Genomic DNA, 17,257 nt, shown 5'->3' with positions numbered 1-17,257 from the left:
AATCACGTAGTAAAAGGGGGTGAGCACCCCCAGCAGCACGCCCAGCGCGGTGGACGAAGTGGTCGACCTGGTGAGCCGTCTGATCAGGTTCGACACCAGCAATACCGGCGAGCTCAGCACCACCAAGGGCGAGGAGGAATGCGCCACGTGGGTCGCCGGTCTCCTCGAGGAGGTCGGCTACGTCACCGAGTACGTCGAATCCGGCCAACCCGGGCGCGGCAATGTCTTCGCCCGGCTCAAGGGCGATCCCGCCGACACCCGCGGTGCACTGCTGCTGCACACCCACCTCGACGTGGTGCCCGCCGAACCCGCCGACTGGAGCGTGCACCCGTTCTCCGGCTCGGTCTCCGACGGCTACATCTGGGGCCGCGGCGCGGTCGACATGAAAGACATGGTCGGCATGGCGCTGGCGCTGGCGCGACAGTTCAAACGCGACGGCACCGTACCGCCGCGCGACATCCTGTTCGCGTTCGTCGCCGACGAGGAGGCCGGTGGCACATGGGGCTCGCACTGGCTGGTCGAGAACCGGCCCGACCTGTTCGAGGGTGTCACCGAGGCCGTGGGTGAGGTCGGCGGCTTCTCGCTGACCGTCGATCGGCCCGACGGCACCCAGCGGCGCCTGTATCTGGTGGAGACCGCGGAGAAGGGGCTGGCGTGGATGCGCCTGACCGCCGACGCCACGGCCGGTCACGGGTCGTTCCTGCACGCCGACAACGCGGTCACCGCGATCGCCGAGGCCGTGGCCCGGATCGGCCGGCACACATTCCCGCTGGTGATGACCGAGTCGGTGTCGCAGTTCCTGGCGGAGGTGTCGGCCGAGACCGGACTGGATCTGAGCCCGGACACCCCCGACCTGGAGACCGCGCTGTTCAAGCTGGGCAATCTGGCCCGCATCATCGGCGCCACCCTGCGCGACACCGCCAACCCGACGATGCTCAAGGCCGGTTACAAGGCCAACGTGATCCCGCAGAAGGCCGAGGCCGTCATCGACTGCCGGGTGCTGCCCGGCCGCCAGGCCGCGTTCGAGGCGGAGATCGACGAACTCATCGGGCCCGACGTCACGCGCGAATGGATCACCCACCTCGACTCGTACGAGACGACGTTCGACGGGCACCTCGTCGACGCCATGAACGAGGCGATCCTGGCCCACGACCCGCTGGGCAAGACGGTTCCGTACATGCTGTCGGGCGGTACCGACGCGAAGGCGTTCGCCAAGCTCGGGATCCGCTGCTTTGGCTTCGCGCCGCTGCAACTGCCGCCGGATCTGGACTTCGCGGCACTGTTCCACGGTGTCGACGAGCGGGTGCCGGTCGAGTCGTTGCTGTTCGGAACGCGGGTGTTGGAACACTTCCTGCTGCACAGCTGACCGGGCCACTAGTGTTGACGGTGCCGGAGTCATCCGTGGCCCGTCGCGCCAGCTTTCCGAATCACCCGATTTCCGAGTATCCCGAGTCATCCCCAAGGAGAGGTTTTCGATGTCGTCGTTCGACCCGTACGCGGCTCTGCCGCAGTTGCCCGGTTTCACCCTCACCTCGTCGAGCATCACCGACGGTCAACCATTGGCCAATGCCCAGGTCAGTGGGCTGATGGGAGCCGGTGGCCGGGATCTGTCACCGCAGCTGTCGTGGTCGGGCTTTCCCGCCGAGACGCAGAGCTTCGCCGTCACCGTCTACGACCCCGACGCACCCACCGCATCCGGTTTCTGGCATTGGGCCGTCGCCGACATCCCGGTATCGGTGACCGAGCTGGCCGAAGGTGCGGGTGATGAGACCGGCAGCGGGCTGCCCGCGGGGGCCGTCACGCTCAACAGCGATGCCTCGCTGGCCCGCTTCGTGGGTGCGGCACCGCCGCCCGGGCACGGACCGCACCGCTACTTCGTGGCCGTGCACGCCGTCGACGTGCCCTCGCTCGGCCTGCCCGAGGGAGCCACCCCGGCATATCTGGGGTTCAACCTGTTCTCGCACGCGATCGCCCGCGCGGTCGTCGTCGGCACCTATGAGCAGGCCGCCGAAGACGTCTGAGCTGCACTTCAGGCCCGCCGGTGTACGCCGGTGTACGGCGGGCCTGAAGTGGTCGGCCTGAATTGTTGACCGGCTCAGCTGCTCCCGGGCCTGGTAGCCCCGGGGCTCAGTTGTTGCCGGAATGTCCGGCGCCGACGGCGTCGGACAGACTCGTGAAACCGGCCGCCTTGACGCGTGCGGCGAGGCCGTCGTTGATCTCCTTGACCAGGACCGGCCCACCGTAGATGAAGCCGGTGTAGATCTGCAGGAGGTCGGCACCGGCGAGGATTCGTTCCCAGGCCTGGTCGGGGGTGCTGATTCCGCCGACACTGACGAGTGCGAGTTTGCCGCCGACGCGCGCGTACAGGCGGCGCAGCACCTGCAATGACCGGTCGGCGACCGGGGGACCGGACAGCCCACCCGCACCCAGGGCCTCGATCTGCGCGGCCGGGGTGCTCAGCCCGGCCCGCGAGATGGTGGTGTTGGTGGCGACGATCCCGGCCAGACCGAGGTCGACGGCCAGGTCGGCGACGGCATCGACGTCGTCGTCGGCGAGGTCGGGGGCGATCTTGACCAGCACCGGAACGTTCACCTCATCGAGGACACCGGCCAGGATCGGCCGCAGCGAGTCGACGGCCTGCAGATCGCGCAGACCGGGCGTGTTGGGTGAACTGACGTTGACGACGACGAAATCGGCGAGCGGTCCGAGGGAGCGCGCCGACAGACGGTAGTCGTCGACGGCGTCATCGACGGGCACCACTTTGGTCTTGCCGATATTGGCGCCGATCGGCACACTTACCGGCCCTCGCCTGGTTTTGGTGAGATGGGTTGTTGCCGTGCCGGATCCGGGGTTGTTGAAGCCCATCCGGTTGATCAGTGCCCGGTCGTCGGGCAGCCGGAACAGGCGCGGCCGCGGGTTACCCGGCTGGGCCTGACCGGTGATGGTGCCGACCTCGGCGTGGCCGAAACCGATCTGCCCCCACACATTGATCGCCGATGCCGACTTGTCGAATCCCGCGGCCAGGCCGAGTGGCGCCGGGAAATCGACACCGAACACCCGCTGGTGCAGCACAGGGTCGTGGTGCCCGAACACCTTGGACAGCGGGTAGCTGATCAGCTGGGTGGACCCGGCCAGCGACAGCACCCGGCTGATGATGTGGTGGATGCGTTCGGGATCGACCAGGAACATCACCTTGAGCAGCAGCGGGTAGATCAGTGCGTTGATTCGGCTCAGCATGCTTGCGCCTCCCCAGAGTCGTGGGTGTCCCGGTCGTGGGTGTCCCGGTTGTCGGTTCCGACTGTCCGGTCACCGGGTCTGGTCTTCTTGCGGCGCAACAGCACCTTCCGGGTGCCGTCGGAGTACAGGCGCACCCGCGACAGTTCCCAGCCGCCGAACTCGGCCTCGATCGACAGCCGCATCGATGCGGTGATCCGGGTGACGTCCGGGGGCAGTGTCAGCAGCACCGTCTCGACCGTCTCCGACGACCGTTCCCAGCCGCGCGGATAGCGGGACCCGTACCGCGCCGAGGCACTCACCGCGGTGCCTCCGTCGTGGTGGTTCCGGGTGATACCGTGCGCGGGGTGGTGGGTGCTGCCGTGGGAAGCGCGAGGGTGGGGTCGATGATCTGCACACCGCCGCTGCGGGCCGAGAGAACGTAGATCGTGCCGGTCGACTCGTCGACGCCGAGGTTGTCGGGCTGGAGCACCGTGGGCGCCCGGTACCGTTCGGCGGGTTCGCCGTCGGCCAGGTCGTAGCCGATGAGCTCGTTGATCGCGGTCGCGCTCACCCACAGCAGCCCGCGCTTGTGATCCCACGCCAAACCGTACGGCGACCCGGGCACCGGGTAACGGAAGCGGTTGATGATCGGTTTGCCGAAGAAGCCCAGGATTTCGCCATCGCGGGTGTTGGCCACGAGCACGCGGCCGTAGCTGTCGACGGTGGACGTGGTGGCGCCGTTGCCCGAGCGCAGTGCCGCCCCCTTGGAACCGTCCCCGATGTCGATCGGGGTCACCGACGACTGGGCACGGTCGAGGACCACCACCTGTTCGTCATCGAGGTCGGCGCCGGGCGGGGACACCGTGAGGCCGTCGACGCGGACGAAACCGGTGATGGTGCGCATCCGGGCCAGGTCCTTGCCGAACACGACGACCGATCCCGATGCCGTTCCGACGAGCACGCGGCCGTCGGCGGTGTGCGCGATCACGGTCGGGTCGGCGACGCCGGTCCGTGTGGTGGGCGAGACGGCGTTGTCGGTCCCGATGCGGACCAGGACGTCGGGTCCGGCACCGATCAGTGTGCCGTCGGCGGCGGCGATGAGCGTGGTCAGGGCCGGGGTGGTGATCCGGGCGCTCGGTGTGCCCGGTCCGGTGACGCCGGTGCGGTCGAAACGCAGGACGGTGGTTCCGTCGTCGGAGAGCACGTAGAAGCGCCCGTGGGTCGCCGCGATCGCCGTGCCGGTGGCGGCGGTGATCACGGTGCCCAACGGTGTTGCGGTGGCGGCCTCCGGTGCGGCGACCGCCGACGCCGGGGTGACGGTGGGTACGTCGGGTGTCCCGTCGTCCGAACCACCGCAGGCGGTGACGGTGAGCGCGCACGCCACGGCCACCGCGCACCCGGTCAGAAGTGCGCGTGGACGGGGGCGGACACCGGAACGGGCTGCAGGCATGCCGTCCATCTTGCCGCGTGCCCGGCTCGGGTATGCAAATCGGCGTGCGTTCGGGCGATTCACGCCACCGCACCGGGCGTCCGAGGATTGCGTGGTGCCGGGAGGCAAGTAGCATCGGGCGCCGTGACCGACACCATGACGTGGGCCCAGTCGATTGTTCTCGGGGCCGTCCAAGGATTGACCGAGTTCTTGCCCATCTCCTCGTCGGGGCATCTGCGGATCGTCTCCGAATTGTGGTTCGGCGAGGACGCGGGTGCCTCGTTCACCGCAGTCACCCAGCTGGGTACGGAGGCTGCGGTGCTGGTGTTCTTCTTCAAGGACATCGTGCGGATCGTCGCCGCGTGGTTCCGTGGTCTCGCCGACAAGCAGCAGCGCGGGCTGGACTACCGGATCGGCTGGTACGTGATTCTCGCCACCATCCCGATCGGCATCCTCGGGTTGCTGTTCAAGGACCAGATCCGCACGACGGGCCGCAACCTGTGGCTCGTGGCTACAGTGTTGATCCTGTTCGCCGTCGTATTCTGGATCGCCGAACGCTACAGCACCAAGGAGCGCTCGCTCGAACAGCTCACGCTGAAGGACGGGCTGGTGATGGGCTCGGCGCAGTGTCTGGCGCTGATTCCGGGTGTGTCCCGTTCCGGGGCCACCGCGAGCGCGGGCCTGTTCCTCGGACTCAACCGTGAGGCGGCGTTCCGGTTCTCCTTCCTGCTGGCGATTCCCGCGGTCACCGCCTCGGGCCTGTTCTCACTGCCCGATGCGTTCAATCCCAGCGGCGACGGTATGGAGGCCAGCGGATCGCAACTGCTGGTGGCCACGCTGATCGCCTTCGTCGTCGGTTATGCCTCGATCGCCTGGCTGTTGCAGTTCGTCAGCAAGCATTCGATGAACTGGTTCGGCGGGTACCGCATCATCCTGGGTGTCACGATCATCATCCTGCTCTCGACCGGGGTCATCTCCGCCACCTGATGCGAGCACGGCAGACGCGGCGGGACACTCGGCGCCCGGTCCCCGGCTGCGCGGCTACTAAGGTTGAGGAATGACCGTCATTCTGGTGCGGCACGGACGCTCCACGGCCAACACATCCGGCGTATTGGCCGGTCGAACTCCCGGCGTCGGCCTCGACGACCTAGGCCGCGAGCAGGCCGATGCGCTCGTCGGCAGACTCGCCGAGCATCATGGCGCGATCCGCGCCGTCGTGCGTTCACCGCTGGACCGGTGCGCGCAGACCGTGGAGCCACTGCTGGGGGCGCTGCGCGCGGCACCCGGCCGCGCGGACGGGGTCCTCGAGGAGGTCGTGGACGAGCTGGCCGAGGTCGACTACGGCTCGTGGACGGGCCGGACCATCAAAGAACTGCTCGCCGAGCCACTGTGGCAGGTCGTGCAACGCCAGCCCTCGGCCGCGGTGTTTCCCGGCGGGGAGGGGCTGGCGCAGATGTCGGCACGGTCGGTGGCCGCGATCCGGAGTCTGGATCGCCGGTTCGCCGGTGACGACGGGAACGGCCTGTGGGTGGCGTGTTCGCACGGTGATGTCATCAAGTCGGTGATCGCCGACGCGATGGGCATGCACCTGGATTCGTTCCAGCGCATCGTCGTGGACACCGCCTCGATCACCGTCATCCGCTACGGCTCGACCCGCCCCTACATCCACACCGTCAACAACACCGCGGCCGTCCCGGTTCCGGTGCCGCGCCCGCCACGCGCCGACGGCGGCGACGATGCCGTGGTGGGCGGCGAAACGGGCGCCCACCTACGGCCCGGTGTCAAGCGTCCGGCCCCGCCGCCGCACCAGCACGACTCGCTGCACGATCAACGCGTGCGGGGATAATGAAGGACCACGATCTCAAGGAGGTGTGATGTCACGAGCCATACATGTGTTCCGCAGCCCGGATCGTTTCGTGGCCGGTACGGTCGGCCAGCCCGGTGACCGGACGTTCTTCCTCCAGGCTGTGCACCAGACCCGTGTTGTCAGTGTGATGCTCGAAAAGCAGCAGGTGCAGATCCTCGCCGACCGGATCGGGATGCTCCTGGAGGAGATCCACCGCCGATTCGGCACCCCGATCCCGCCGGAAACCGATTCCGTCGGCGATCTCAACCCGCTGATCATGCCCGTCGACGCCGAGTTCCAGGTCGGCACGATGGGTCTGGGCTGGGACGCCGAATCGCAGGCGGTGGTCATCGAACTGCTGGCCGTCACCGACACCGAGATCGACGAGAGCATCGTGCTCGACGACACCGACGAAGGGCCCGATGCGGTGCGGGTGTTCCTCACCACGGTCGCCGCCCGCGACTTCGCGGCCCGGTCGTCGCTGGTGATCTCGGCGGGCCGGCCGCCCTGCCCGATCTGCGGTGGTCCGCTCGACCAGGACGGGCATCTGTGTGTGCGCACCAACGGTTACAAGCGGGGCGCCGAACTGAGCAAGTCACTCGACTTCATCGACCCCGACGTGTTCAGGAGCCTCGCGGTGCAGGACGAGTCGTTATTCCTCGTCGATGAAGAGGTCACCGATGAGGATGTCGCCGATGAGTCCGGCGAGCCGGACCGCGACGACCCGGACGGCGATGACCCGGACGGCGAGGGGTCCGCGTCCGGCGGCCCGCGTTGACGGCGGATGCGGCCCGGCCGGAGCCGACCGGGTCGATGGCGGCCGAGGCATCGACCACGGCGCTGCTGGCCGGCGCGGAGCTGTCGGTGGTCGGCCGGATCCGCTCGGCCAGCAACGCGGCCCTGGTGTGCGATGCGATCGGCGACGACGGCACCGAATTGCGCTGTGTGTACAAGCCGGTGCGCGGGGAGGTGCCGCTGTGGGATTTCCCCGACGGCACCCTCGCCGGCCGGGAGGTGGCCTCGTACCTGATCTCCGAGGCCCTGGGGTGGTCGGTGATCCCCGCGACCGTGCTGCGCGACGGCCCCGCCGGTCCGGGCATGGTGCAACGCTGGGTCGAGACGGTCGACGTCCCCGCCGGCGCACCGGCCAGGCTCGACCTGGTGGACCTGTGCCCGCCCGAGATGCAGCCCGACAACTTCAAGGTGGTTCTGGAGGCCTACACACCGGCCGGCGAGGCGGTGGTCCTCGTCCACGCCGACGATCCGCGCCTGCAACGGATGGCCGTCCTGGACGTGGTGCTCAACAACGCCGACCGCAAGGGTGGGCACGTGCTCGAGGGGCCTGACGGCGGTGTGTACGGCATCGACCACGGCATCTGTCTACACACCGAGGACAAGTTGCGCACGGTGCTGTGGGGGTGGGCCGGTGAGCCGATCCCGGCGCACCTGCGCGCGGACATCGCGGCGTTGGCGCACGACCTCGCCGACGACAACGGCGCGGTGCGGACCAGGCTGGCCGAACTGATCACCGGCGCCGAGATCGACGCGGTCGCGGCGCGGTGCGCCCGGCTCGTCGACACCGGCTCGATGCCGCACCCGCCGGGCCGCCGCCCGATTCCGTGGCCACCGTTCTGAGCCGGATATTGGGTGGTGGCCGTCTGCCGCGACGGCCTACGCTCGGCTGATGAGCAGCGCCGCGAGCCGATTCCCCGAGTGCGTGCCCGTCCTGAGCGACGGGCCGGTCACCCTGCGGGCGCATCGGGTCGACGACATCGACCGGATCGTCGAGCAGGCGACCGACCCCGAGATGTCCCGGTGGACAACGGTTCCCGTGCCGTACACCCGAGCCGACGCCGAGGGCTTCGTGCTACGGCAGATCCCGGACCTGTGGAACACCGCCGGCGCGATGTGCTGGGCGGTCGAGGTCGACGGTCGGTTCGCCGGCGGTGTCGACATCCGCGGCGCCGGCGCCGAGGTCGAGATCGGCTACGGACTGCACCCGGACATGCGTGGCCGGCGGATCATGAGCCGTGCGGTCCGTCTGGCCGTCGCACATGCCTTCGCCGCGGGCAGGACCGGTATCCGGTGGATCGGCGGCGACGGCAACGAGGCCAGTCTCCGCGTCGCCCATCAGTGCGGGTTCTGGCTGGACGCCTGGGTGCCCGGCGGCGCGGTCGTGCGCGGGGAGCCCGTCGACGTCTTCCGTGCGTGGCTGCGCGCCGGGGACCGGCCGTATCCCCGGACATCCTGGGAGTCCACCGTGGCCGATGCCGCCCGGATGCGGGATGCCCACCCCGGCCCCGGCGAACGAAACCTGGACACGCAGGCGACCTACCTGGCCTCGCGGATGCGGGAGCGGCGCCCTTAGCGGTCCGCTGCCGGGAGGACGGCCCGGGCAACGGTGGGCACCCACCGTTCGACCCAGTCCGCCAGGCTCGAATCGGTGTCGAAGGTGCTGTCGAGCTGGTACAGGCCCGCCGTCGGGCAGACCGCGCCGATCTCGACGAGCACCGGCCGCAACGACGTCTCGACGGCCAGGGCGTGCGCGGGGCCACCACCCAGCATCAGCGGGATCGCCACCACATCCCGCAATCCGGTACCGCCGGCGAACTGGTCGAGGAACAGTTTCAGCAGGCCGGTGTAGGTGGCTTTGAAGGTGGGCGAGGCGATGATCGCCACCTGCGCGGACTGAACCTTCGCGACGGCCTCGGCGACGGCGGGGTCACCCCAGCCGAGCAGCCCCGGGCCGAGTTCGGACAGTTCGATGGTCTCGGTGTTTCCGCCCAGCGCCCGCGCCAGCCGCTCACCGGCGGTGCGGGTGCGTGAACCGGGCTTCGGGTTGCCGACCACCACTACTGTTTTCACAGACTGAACTCCTTGCTTGCCGATCTTCGATGACTTCCATGACCACATGCTCACGAGAACGCGGCCGGGTCAAGTCCCGGTTCCACCTGCGCCGAAGGGTTGACCGGAAATGTCGCGTAAGCGCGACGAACGGTCCGTGGGATACATGCCCGAGGGGGCCATGCCCGGGGGTTCAGATCCGGGGGAATCAGTTGTCGGGCGTTGCGGTGATGACGGCGAATTGTTCGTCGAGCCACACGTTCCATTCGGTGCCGTCCGTGGCCCGGATCTCAACCTCGTAGGCGCCCACCCGTCCGTTGATCCGGTCATCGTCTGCGTCGATGTCGATGACGGTGCCGGGGATAGTGGCCAGGGCCGCTGTCGAGGCACGGCGTTGCTCGTCGGCGGTCAGCGTGCGGTCCTCGTCCCGGATCGCCGGTGGCCGAGTGCTGGTCGGGGTCAGAGTGCTGGTCGGGGCGGCTGTCGGCGCCGGGGTGGGTCGGTCGTCGTCGACGGAGATGATGGCGAATGTGTCGTCGAGACGGACATCGACCTCGGTGCCGTCGGGGCGGGTCACCTCGACCTCGTACGCCTGGACGTCGTCCTTGTCGCCGCGTTCGGCGTCGGTGACCGCACCTTCTCCGACATGCTTGAGGGCCGCGGCGGACGCCCGGTCGAGGGTGCTGCCGGACAGTTCGTCGTTGTCGCCGGTAACGGCGTAGGCGACTCCGCCCACTCCCGCGGCTATCGCCACCGCACCGGCTGCGATCAGGACCTTCTTGTTCTTCAGTGTGTTTGCGATGCTCATGGCGTCCACTGTGCCGGGGCGTGCCTGAATCGACGCTGAATCAGTCCGGTCCGTGCGCTGCGAGCTCGATCACAAACCGCGCACCACCGCCGTCGGCGTCCTCGACACGCACATTTCCGCCGTGTGAGTCGACGATCTCCCGCACGATCGCCAAGCCGAGTCCGCTGCCGCCGTCATCGCGGGCGCGGGCCTCGTCGAGACGGACGAACCGCTCGAAGATCCGATCCCGATCCTGATCGGGAACACCGGCGCCGTCGTCGCAGACGGCCACTCGCACCCGTCCGTCGGACTCGGACGCCGAGTACGTCACACGGGTCCGGGCGTGCCGTGCGGCGTTGTCGGTGAGATTGCGGACCACATGCTCCAGTGCCGGCCGGTCGCCCCATATCCGGGTCGCGGCGACGGCACCGGTATCGACGGCGAGATCGGGACGTTCGCGCGCGAGGCGGGCGGCATCGGCCAGGAGCAGGTCGTCGAGATCGACGTCGCCGCGGGTGGGCCCGGCACGCCCCTCGTCGGCGCGGGTCAGAAGCAGAAGCTGGTCGACGAGTCGTTGCAGCCGCAACGATTCGGCGACGACGGTGTCGGCGAGTTCGGCGCGGTCGATGGCGTCGGGATAGGTCCGGGCCACCTCACCGGTCTGGCGCAGGGTGGTGATCGGGGAGCGGAGCTCGTGCGAGGCGTCGGAGACGAAGCGTCGCTGCCGATCCCGGGAGCTTTCCAGCCGATCGAGCATCGCGTTCATGGTGACGGCCAGCCGATGGATCTCGTCGCGGGAGGCCGGCTGGTCGACACGCCGGTCCAGGCTGCTGTCGGACACCGCGGCCACTTCGCGGCGCATCCGTTCCACCGGGGCCAGCGACCGGCCGATCACCAGCCAGATCACCCCGCCCACCACGAGCAGCACCAGCGGACCGCCGACCGCCAGCAGTGGGACGAGTGCGGCCACCGACTCGTCGGCATCCTCCAGCGAGACGGCCACGACCACCGTGTATTCGGTTCCCTGCCAGTCGGTATCGACGGTGGCGACGGCATATCGGTGGTCGGCACCGGCCAGTTCGACGATGCCGCGATGGCTCGGAACCATCACCCCCGGTTGCGATGACACGACCAGGCGGTCGCCGGCGTAGATCTGCGACACCACGTCATCGGGTTCGGGATCCTCCTCGTCGTCCTCGTCGTAGTCCTTGTCGTCCTCGGACTCGCCGACCAGGGTGGCCGGCGGGCCGGCCGCGGTGACCTGACCGGAGATCTGCGCCGCCCGGGCGGCCGCGGTGTCGGCGGCGCCCGATCGCAACGCATCTCGTTGCAGCAGGACGAGCGCCACGGCCGCCGCCGCCAGCACCACCGCCACGACCACGAGCGCCCCGAGCGTGGCCCGGACCCGGATCGACGCGGTCAGCCGGCGTAGCACCTCACCCACCGTCGGCCGCCAATCGGTAGCCCGCACCGCGGACCGTCTGGATCGACGCGCGGGCGAACGGCCTGTCGATCTTGTTGCGCAGATGCCGGATATACACCTCGACGATGTTCGGATCACCGTCAAAGTTCATGTCCCACAAAGATTCCAGAATCTTCTGCTTGGACACCACATCACCGGCGTTGCGCATCAGCAGCGCCAGCATCGCCGTTTCGCGGGCCGTCAGCCCGATCTCGGTGTCACCGCGCCAGGTTCGGCCCGCCGCCGGGTCGTGCCGCAGATCACCCGCCGCCAGAACGGCCGGGCGCGGGGTGGCACCACGCCGGGACAACGCCCGGATCCTGGCCACCAGCACCGGAAACGAGAACGGTTTGGTCAGGTAGTCGTCGGCACCGGTGTCCAGGCCCTCGATCTGATCCCACTCGCCGTCCTTGGCGGTCAGCATCAGTACGGGGGTCCAGTTCTGCGCCGACCGCAACTCCCGCGTCACCTGATATCCGTTGAGACCGGGCAGCATCAGATCGAGCACGATCGTGTCGTAGCTGTTCTCCTGCGCCAGCCACAACCCGTCGGTACCGGTGTGGGCGAGGTCCACGGCGCAACCCTCGGCCACCAGCCCGGCCCGGATGGACCGCGCCAGCCGCACCTCGTCGTCGACCACCAGCACGCGCATGACAGCCATTATGTCCGGTCCGCCCATGCGGCCGGATGCGCCGCGTCACCTCACCGGCAGGGACTCGTCGCGCCGCAGGACGAAGAAGTACGGACGCTGAACGCCTTTCAGGTCCATGGCACCGAGCACGGCGTCGTCGGAAATGCGGTGGAAGACGTCGTTGATGGGGAGCTGGTCGTAGACCATGGTGGCCGAGTCGACACCCCGGTAGCGGGTGGTGCGCAGGCGGGCCTTGGATCCGCGGGCACGGGTGGCGAAGTTGGTGACGCCGATCGGCCCGGCGAACGAGACGTTGCGCAGCTGCGGCGCGGCGCGCAGCGCGCCGAGGGCGCTGAACGCCAGCACCGGGTTCATCGGCCACAGACTCTTGCCGTCGCGGCCGGGGAACAGCAGCGGGTGTACGTTCTCGGCGTCGATGAACTGTTTGCCCCACCATCCGCTGGCGGCGAGTGCACCGTCGATGGGATGTCCGGTGGGCATTTCCGCGCCCCGCCAGGTACCGATCATGAACTCGGGCTCGACGGCGTCCAGCGAGTCGAACAGGTCGGCCGCCGCATCGGTGGTGGTGGGGGCGTCGGAGATCACATCGTGAAGCTGCATGGCGCCGATACTAGGGCGATGCTATATGTTTTGGAAATCAGTGTGACTATAGTCACTTTACACCGGTCGCCCGGCACCGGCTACCGGTTACTCGTCGCGTGCGCCCAACGCCCGGCGGGTCAGCCAGTCGAGGGCGGAGCCGAGAACCCCGATCACCACGATCACCGCGACCACCTGGTCGTAGGCGAGCTGGTCGCGTGCGTTCAGGATCTGATAGCCCAGTCCGGACCGGACACCGAGCATCTCCGCCGGAACCAGCACGACCCAGCCGACCCCGAGTGCCACCCGGACCCCCGTCTGCACGTGCGCCGCGATCGCGGGCAGGATGACCGCGGTGAGCAGCTCGAGCCTGGTCGCGTGAAACGACCGGGCGACCTCGAGCAGACCCTGATCGATCGCCCGTACCCCGCCGGCAGTGGTGAGGATCACCGGCCACACCGAGGCGGCCGCGATCAGGAAGATCACCGGTTGATCGCCGATGCCGAACAGCGCCACCGCGATCGGCGCCCACGACAACGGCGAGATCATCCGCAGAAACTGCACCAGCGGTGTGGTCGCCCGCTCCACCGTGGAGTTGAGCCCGATGAGCAGTCCCGCGGGGATGCCCAGGACCACGGCGATCAGCAGCCCGACCAGCAGCCTGCGCAGGCTCAGCCCGATGTCGGAGGCCAGCACCCCGCGTTCGGTGAGTTCGCCCAGCGCCGGCAACACATGGTGCGGGGCGAACTGGCGCACGAGCGAGTCGTCGGCGGGAAGAACGCCGGTGCACAGCCACCAGACGCCGACGGCGACGGCGATCGCCGACAGTGGCGGCCATGTGCGCGCCCACCGGGCCTGCTGCGCCGGTACGCGGGTTGCGGCCGGGAAGTCTGTGCGGGTCATCGTGTCTCCACCTGTTCGGTGCGGGTGAGGGTGGCGGGAAGTCCGAGCGCCGCCGGTCCGCCGTGCCGGTCGATCGCCGCCCGGATGAAGGTGTCATCGACGAGGTCCTCGTGCACCCGCGCCGGATCGAGGCGGTCCAGGAACCGCCGGTCGCCGTCGACGACCGTTTGCCCCATCTCTTCGACGAGCCGCTGCGTGAAACTCGGAAACGGGAAGGCGCGCAGACCGAGTCGTTGTGGTTGCCAATCCGGGTGGCGCAGCGAATACCCGCCCGGATCGTAGGAGAGCGCCTTGGTGATGGCCGGTTTCGGCTGTGGGAGATACCTGCCGGCCGCCAGCGCCGCGGCCGCCGCCCGCCGATCGCGATCGGTCCGGAGTTGCGCGGCCACCACCGAATCGGCGATACCGTGCACAACCTCCGGTGTGCCCTCGATCAGGTCCTCGTGGACCAGCAGCGCGCAACACGCGTGATCGCGCCACACATCGCCCAGGAAGGTATGGATCCGGCCGATCCCGCGGATCTCGGCCATCGCGTTGAACGGGTCGGCCACCACATAGCCGGCAATGGAGCCATTGGCCAGCGCGGGAACCATGTCCGAGGGGCTCATCACGATCAGCTCCACGGTTCCCGCCGACGCCGAGGCGGCCCGCCTGATCACCGGCCGCAACCCGCGTGAGCGCAGCAGCCGCTGCAGCACGATGTTGTGGATCGACCACCAGAACGGAATCGCCACCTGGCGCCCGGCCAGTTGCCCGAGATCTGTGATGTGGGGCGCGACGGTCAGCGCCGAGCCGTTGGTGTGGTTCCAGCCGAGGACCCGCACCGAACTGCCCAGTGCGTATCGCAACTGGACCGCCATCGGCATCAGCAGATGCACCACATCCACCTGGCGGGTGACGAAGGCCTCGGCCAGCGAGGCCCAGCTGCGGAACAGGACCGGCCTGGCGACACTGGCCGCCCCCGGCCGGTAGAGGCCGGCGGCATGGGCGATCAGCAACGGCGAGGCATCGGTGATGGGCAGATAGCCGACGAGCAGGCGGCCGCCGTGGTTCGGCGAATCGGCCAGCGCGGCACGTCCGAGGTCGGCGATGCCGGCGATCCCACCAGCGGCCGCGAGCGCCGCGCCGGTGGCCAGCAGCGTGCGCCGCGACATTCCTGCGGCGTTCATGCCGGTTCCCCGACCGGGTCGGCGCCGACTGCGCCGGAATAGCTCCCGAAAATTTCCCGCCGCAGGCAGTCCCTCGTCGGGGCCGACGCGACCACCCACTCGTCGCGGATCGTTCCGGTGTCACCGAGCAGCACGATGCGGTCGGCGAGCTCGATCGCCTCGTCGATGTCGTGGGTGATCAGTACCACCGTCATGTCCAGTTCGGCGGTGACTTCGCGCAGCCACCCACGCAGGTCGGCGCGGATCGACGGATCCAGAGCGCTGAACGGCTCGTCGAGCAACAACAGCTCGGGTCCGATCGCCACGGCGCGGATGATCGCGACCCGCTGCGCCTGACCGCCGGACAGCTGATCGGGTGTGCGCTCGGCGAGATCGTGCAGGCCGAACCGGGAGAGCAGGCCGGTGGCGTGTGCGGCGTCGAAATGGTCGCGGTGTGCACGGAACCGGCCGCCGTACGCGATGTTCTCGCCCACCGTGAGCCATGGCATCAGCCTCGGCTGCTGGAAGACCACGCCGGTGTGTGGGCGGCCCGACGATCCGCCACCCGTCCAATGAATCGTGCCGGCGTCGAGGGTGTCGAGTCCGGCCAGGATGCGCAGCAGCGTGGACTTGCCGGAACCGCTGCGGCCGGTGACCGCGACGAACTCGTGTTCGTGCACGGTCAGGTCGACTCCGGTGAGGACCGGGGTGTCGTGGAAACGCTTGTATCCGCCGACCAGCCGGAGTGCCGTGTCCCGCTGAACCGGGGTGCGGGCCCGGTCTGGGATGTTCGGCGGGATTGGGCGAGTTCCCATCTCAGTTGTCCTTCCGAGGGTGATTGGATGGGCAGGAATGCGGCTTCGCGGAACCGGCGGTTGGCCGCGGTTCCGGTCGCATAGCCGGCGCCGCCGGCGAGGGTCGATTCCAGCCGGGTCGCCGCGACGGCGTTCTGGGCCGCGTGCAGCCGAAGCTCGGTGATGGCCGCCGGGTGCCGACCGGAACAGTTGGATGCGTACGTGTACAACAGGTTCCGGATACGGCCGTGCTCGCCGGCCAGAACGGCGTGTTCCTCGGCGAACACCTCACCCAGTCCGGTCAACGCCCCCGCGGCCGCATCGATCGACGCCGATGCCGCGCCCACGCAGAACGACGTCTGCAGCAACAGGAACGTCGGGCGCACCTCGCGGCAGAATCGGTACAGGTCGTCGCTGACGATGTCGTGATGGGCGACTGCGACGCCGTCGAGAATCAGCGATGTCGACGCGGTCGAACCCAGGCCGATGAGGGCGGGTTCGGGCCGGATGGTGACGCCGGGGGCATCGGCGTCGACCACGGCGACCAACGTGCGGCCCTCGATCGTGCGGGCCGGCAACACGATCAGCGAATCCGGGTACACATTCGTCGCCCAGTGGATCGGCCCGCTCACCCGGTACCCGTCGGCGGTGGGGGTCGCGATCAGGGGGAGTTCGGCCACCCCGGCAACATGTTTGAACCCGGCCGCCATGGCGGTGACCCCGGTGCGTGTACCCGAACCGACCGGCTCCAGATGCGCCGCGCGGAGCCGGGACGGTGCCCGCCAGAGGTATTCCAGGCTCATCCGCTGGGCCCACGCGGAGAAGGCGACGGCCAGACTGCGCGTCGCCAGCCGCTCGAGCACCTCGACGGCGGCGGGCAGATCCGTGCCCAGTCCGCGGCCGAGGAGACCGGCCTGTCCGAGCGCCGCGAGATCGATCCGGGTGCCGGTGTGTGCGGCGTCCAGATCGCCCGCACGGGCAGCCACCGAGGCGACCGCCCGATCCAGCGCCGGGTCGGCGGTGGCGATCGAGGGCGGCGGGCTCGTCGCCGTCATCGTTCGAGGGCGTGTACGCGGTCGACCGGAGTCGACACCGCTTCGCGGGCCCGCAGCACCGCGGACTCGTCGGGCGCATCGTAGAAGCAGAGGCATTTGTCCATATCCTCGCGGACGTACGTGCGCAGGAAGCTCACCTCCGGGACCTGTGCGTACCGGGGGGCATTGGCCTTCTTGCGGGCGAGGTAGGACTCCATGTCGAGGTCGGCGGGCAGATCCCATTCCACGAGGTAGCCGGCGGTGGGACGGACGGCCTTGATGTCGGACAGTTCGGCGCCGACCAGACGCACCTGGTGTGGACCGGTGATCGTCCCGGCCTCGTCCGCACCGCCGGTCAGGTCGGCGGCCCGGCAGCCGGAGAACTCGGCGATCGCGAAGACTCTGGTGGCCCCGGCCGCGACCTGCGTTTCGATGAGGTCGCCACCGGCGTCACGGATGCGGCCGTCGAGATATTTGATGGCTGATTCGGCACCGCCGCGATCGGCGGTGGTGGGCACGAGTTCGTACAGATACAGCGACATGGTGCGGCCTTTCGGATCGGG

At 69.1% G+C, this 17,257-nt stretch carries 20 protein-coding genes; 7 read left to right on the top strand and 13 right to left on the bottom strand.

All coding sequences use genetic code 11. The features are described 5' to 3' along the window. Window positions 1-19 precede the first annotated feature (19 nt). Together GII31_RS11200 and GII31_RS11195 are read left to right on the top strand one after the other, a co-directional pair. On the top strand, window positions 20-1,366 hold the full coding sequence (locus tag GII31_RS11200; RefSeq protein WP_213249534.1) for a M20/M25/M40 family metallo-hydrolase: 1,347 nt from the start codon (window positions 20-22) through the stop codon (window positions 1,364-1,366). 109 nt (window positions 1,367-1,475) lie between these two features. Next, complete coding sequence (locus GII31_RS11195; RefSeq protein ID WP_213249532.1) at window positions 1,476-2,021, top strand: YbhB/YbcL family Raf kinase inhibitor-like protein; 546 nt, start codon at window positions 1,476-1,478, stop codon at window positions 2,019-2,021. Window positions 2,022-2,127: 106 nt separating this feature from the next. On the opposite strand, the gene GII31_RS11190 is transcribed toward GII31_RS11195, so the two are convergent. The 3 genes from GII31_RS11190 to GII31_RS11180 are packed head-to-tail and all read right to left on the bottom strand — an operon-like array spanning window position 2,128 to window position 4,666. Then, the gene (locus tag GII31_RS11190; protein WP_213249529.1) at window positions 2,128-3,237 is read right to left on the bottom strand and encodes a quinone-dependent dihydroorotate dehydrogenase; all 1,110 of its coding nucleotides are present in this window, start codon (window positions 3,235-3,237) and stop codon (window positions 2,128-2,130) included. Then, on the bottom strand, window positions 3,231-3,536 hold the full coding sequence (locus GII31_RS11185; protein WP_213249521.1) for a DUF5703 family protein: 306 nt from the start codon (window positions 3,534-3,536) through the stop codon (window positions 3,231-3,233). Before GII31_RS11185 ends, GII31_RS11190 begins: the two co-directional genes overlap by 7 nt. Then, on the bottom strand, window positions 3,533-4,666 hold the full coding sequence (locus GII31_RS11180) for a YncE family protein (RefSeq protein ID WP_246222223.1): 1,134 nt from the start codon (window positions 4,664-4,666) through the stop codon (window positions 3,533-3,535). The genes GII31_RS11185 and GII31_RS11180 overlap by 4 nt, the downstream gene beginning before the upstream one ends. A gap of 123 nt (window positions 4,667-4,789) precedes the next feature. Between GII31_RS11180 and GII31_RS11175 the strand changes: the two genes are divergently transcribed. The 5 genes from GII31_RS11175 (at window position 4,790) to GII31_RS11155 (ending at window position 8,859) form a co-directional block, all read left to right on the top strand. Continuing rightward, complete coding sequence (locus GII31_RS11175; RefSeq protein ID WP_213249519.1) at window positions 4,790-5,632, top strand: undecaprenyl-diphosphate phosphatase; 843 nt, start codon at window positions 4,790-4,792, stop codon at window positions 5,630-5,632. A gap of 70 nt (window positions 5,633-5,702) precedes the next feature. Next, window positions 5,703-6,491, top strand: coding sequence for an MSMEG_4193 family putative phosphomutase (locus GII31_RS11170; RefSeq protein ID WP_213249517.1), 789 nt, complete (start codon window positions 5,703-5,705; stop codon window positions 6,489-6,491). A gap of 28 nt (window positions 6,492-6,519) precedes the next feature. Further along, window positions 6,520-7,269, top strand: a complete 750-nt coding sequence (locus tag GII31_RS11165) for a DUF3090 domain-containing protein (RefSeq protein WP_213249515.1) — start codon at window positions 6,520-6,522, stop codon at window positions 7,267-7,269. Window positions 7,270-7,304: 35 nt separating this feature from the next. Beyond that, entirely contained in the window at window positions 7,305-8,126 is an 822-nt protein-coding gene (locus tag GII31_RS11160) for an SCO1664 family protein (RefSeq protein WP_260840503.1), read from the top strand. Between the two features lie 49 nt (window positions 8,127-8,175). Then, entirely contained in the window at window positions 8,176-8,859 is a 684-nt protein-coding gene (locus GII31_RS11155) for a GNAT family N-acetyltransferase (RefSeq protein WP_260840447.1), read from the top strand. On the opposite strand, the gene GII31_RS11150 is transcribed toward GII31_RS11155, so the two are convergent. The 10 genes from GII31_RS11150 to GII31_RS11105 all read right to left on the bottom strand — a co-directional run bounded on the left by GII31_RS11150 (window position 8,856) and on the right by GII31_RS11105 (window position 17,236). Further along, complete coding sequence (locus GII31_RS11150) at window positions 8,856-9,356, bottom strand: NADPH-dependent FMN reductase (protein WP_246222222.1); 501 nt, start codon at window positions 9,354-9,356, stop codon at window positions 8,856-8,858. The genes GII31_RS11155 and GII31_RS11150 overlap by 4 nt on opposite strands. 187 nt (window positions 9,357-9,543) lie before the next feature. Continuing rightward, the gene (locus GII31_RS11145) at window positions 9,544-10,143 is read right to left on the bottom strand and encodes a PepSY domain-containing protein (protein WP_213249509.1); all 600 of its coding nucleotides are present in this window, start codon (window positions 10,141-10,143) and stop codon (window positions 9,544-9,546) included. A 40-nt stretch (window positions 10,144-10,183) separates the two neighbouring features. Continuing rightward, window positions 10,184-11,593, bottom strand: coding sequence for a sensor histidine kinase (locus GII31_RS11140; RefSeq protein ID WP_246222221.1), 1,410 nt, complete (start codon window positions 11,591-11,593; stop codon window positions 10,184-10,186). Then, window positions 11,559-12,236, bottom strand: coding sequence for a response regulator transcription factor (locus GII31_RS11135; RefSeq protein ID WP_213249507.1), 678 nt, complete (start codon window positions 12,234-12,236; stop codon window positions 11,559-11,561). Before GII31_RS11135 ends, GII31_RS11140 begins: the two co-directional genes overlap by 35 nt. A 45-nt stretch (window positions 12,237-12,281) precedes the next feature. Continuing rightward, the gene (locus GII31_RS11130; RefSeq protein WP_213249505.1) at window positions 12,282-12,836 is read right to left on the bottom strand and encodes a DUF4334 domain-containing protein; all 555 of its coding nucleotides are present in this window, start codon (window positions 12,834-12,836) and stop codon (window positions 12,282-12,284) included. 87 nt (window positions 12,837-12,923) lie between these two features. Continuing rightward, window positions 12,924-13,718 carry an ABC transporter permease gene (locus tag GII31_RS11125; protein ID WP_213249503.1) on the bottom strand — a complete coding sequence of 265 codons (795 nt, stop codon included), beginning with the start codon at window positions 13,716-13,718 and terminating at the stop codon, window positions 12,924-12,926. Next, the gene (locus GII31_RS11120; protein ID WP_213249501.1) at window positions 13,715-14,887 is read right to left on the bottom strand and encodes an ABC transporter substrate-binding protein; all 1,173 of its coding nucleotides are present in this window, start codon (window positions 14,885-14,887) and stop codon (window positions 13,715-13,717) included. The genes GII31_RS11125 and GII31_RS11120 overlap by 4 nt, the downstream gene beginning before the upstream one ends. Next, window positions 14,884-15,606 carry an ABC transporter ATP-binding protein gene (locus GII31_RS11115; protein ID WP_246222297.1) on the bottom strand — a complete coding sequence of 241 codons (723 nt, stop codon included), beginning with the start codon at window positions 15,604-15,606 and terminating at the stop codon, window positions 14,884-14,886. Before GII31_RS11115 ends, GII31_RS11120 begins: the two co-directional genes overlap by 4 nt. Next, window positions 15,549-16,715 (bottom strand): acyl-CoA dehydrogenase family protein, encoded by a 1,167-nt coding sequence (locus GII31_RS11110; protein WP_246222220.1) that lies wholly within the window; start codon window positions 16,713-16,715, stop codon window positions 15,549-15,551. Before GII31_RS11110 ends, GII31_RS11115 begins: the two co-directional genes overlap by 58 nt. Beyond that, window positions 16,712-17,236: a DUF4242 domain-containing protein gene (locus tag GII31_RS11105; protein WP_213250174.1), complete on the bottom strand. Its 525-nt coding sequence runs from the start codon at window positions 17,234-17,236 to the stop codon at window positions 16,712-16,714. The genes GII31_RS11110 and GII31_RS11105 overlap by 4 nt, the downstream gene beginning before the upstream one ends. Between the last annotated feature and the right edge of the window lie 21 nt (window positions 17,237-17,257).

Source organism: Gordonia pseudamarae, assembly GCF_025273675.1.
GTDB lineage: Bacteria > Actinomycetota > Actinomycetes > Mycobacteriales > Mycobacteriaceae > Gordonia > Gordonia pseudamarae.
Note: the sequence above shows the minus strand (reverse complement) of the source record. Positions and strands in the feature narration are given on the sequence as shown.

Coding starts and splice junctions, on each gene's coding strand:
- GII31_RS11170 (WP_213249517.1), top strand. CDS start 5,703: ATGACCGTCATTCTGGTGCGGCACGGACGCTCCACGGCCAACACATCC.
- GII31_RS11180 (WP_246222223.1), bottom strand. CDS start 4,666: ATGCCTGCAGCCCGTTCCGGTGTCCGCCCCCGTCCACGCGCACTTCTG.
- GII31_RS11165 (WP_213249515.1), top strand. CDS start 6,520: ATGTCACGAGCCATACATGTGTTCCGCAGCCCGGATCGTTTCGTGGCC.
- GII31_RS11105 (WP_213250174.1), bottom strand. CDS start 17,236: ATGTCGCTGTATCTGTACGAACTCGTGCCCACCACCGCCGATCGCGGC.
- GII31_RS11135 (WP_213249507.1), bottom strand. CDS start 12,236: ATGCGCGTGCTGGTGGTCGACGACGAGGTGCGGCTGGCGCGGTCCATC.
- GII31_RS11125 (WP_213249503.1), bottom strand. CDS start 13,718: ATGACCCGCACAGACTTCCCGGCCGCAACCCGCGTACCGGCGCAGCAG.
- GII31_RS11110 (WP_246222220.1), bottom strand. CDS start 16,715: ATGACGGCGACGAGCCCGCCGCCCTCGATCGCCACCGCCGACCCGGCG.
- GII31_RS11120 (WP_213249501.1), bottom strand. CDS start 14,887: ATGAACGCCGCAGGAATGTCGCGGCGCACGCTGCTGGCCACCGGCGCG.
- GII31_RS11160 (WP_260840503.1), top strand. CDS start 7,305: ATGGCGGCCGAGGCATCGACCACGGCGCTGCTGGCCGGCGCGGAGCTG.
- GII31_RS11190 (WP_213249529.1), bottom strand. CDS start 3,237: ATGCTGAGCCGAATCAACGCACTGATCTACCCGCTGCTGCTCAAGGTG.
- GII31_RS11145 (WP_213249509.1), bottom strand. CDS start 10,143: ATGAGCATCGCAAACACACTGAAGAACAAGAAGGTCCTGATCGCAGCC.
- GII31_RS11155 (WP_260840447.1), top strand. CDS start 8,176: ATGAGCAGCGCCGCGAGCCGATTCCCCGAGTGCGTGCCCGTCCTGAGC.
- GII31_RS11195 (WP_213249532.1), top strand. CDS start 1,476: ATGTCGTCGTTCGACCCGTACGCGGCTCTGCCGCAGTTGCCCGGTTTC.
- GII31_RS11130 (WP_213249505.1), bottom strand. CDS start 12,836: ATGCAGCTTCACGATGTGATCTCCGACGCCCCCACCACCACCGATGCG.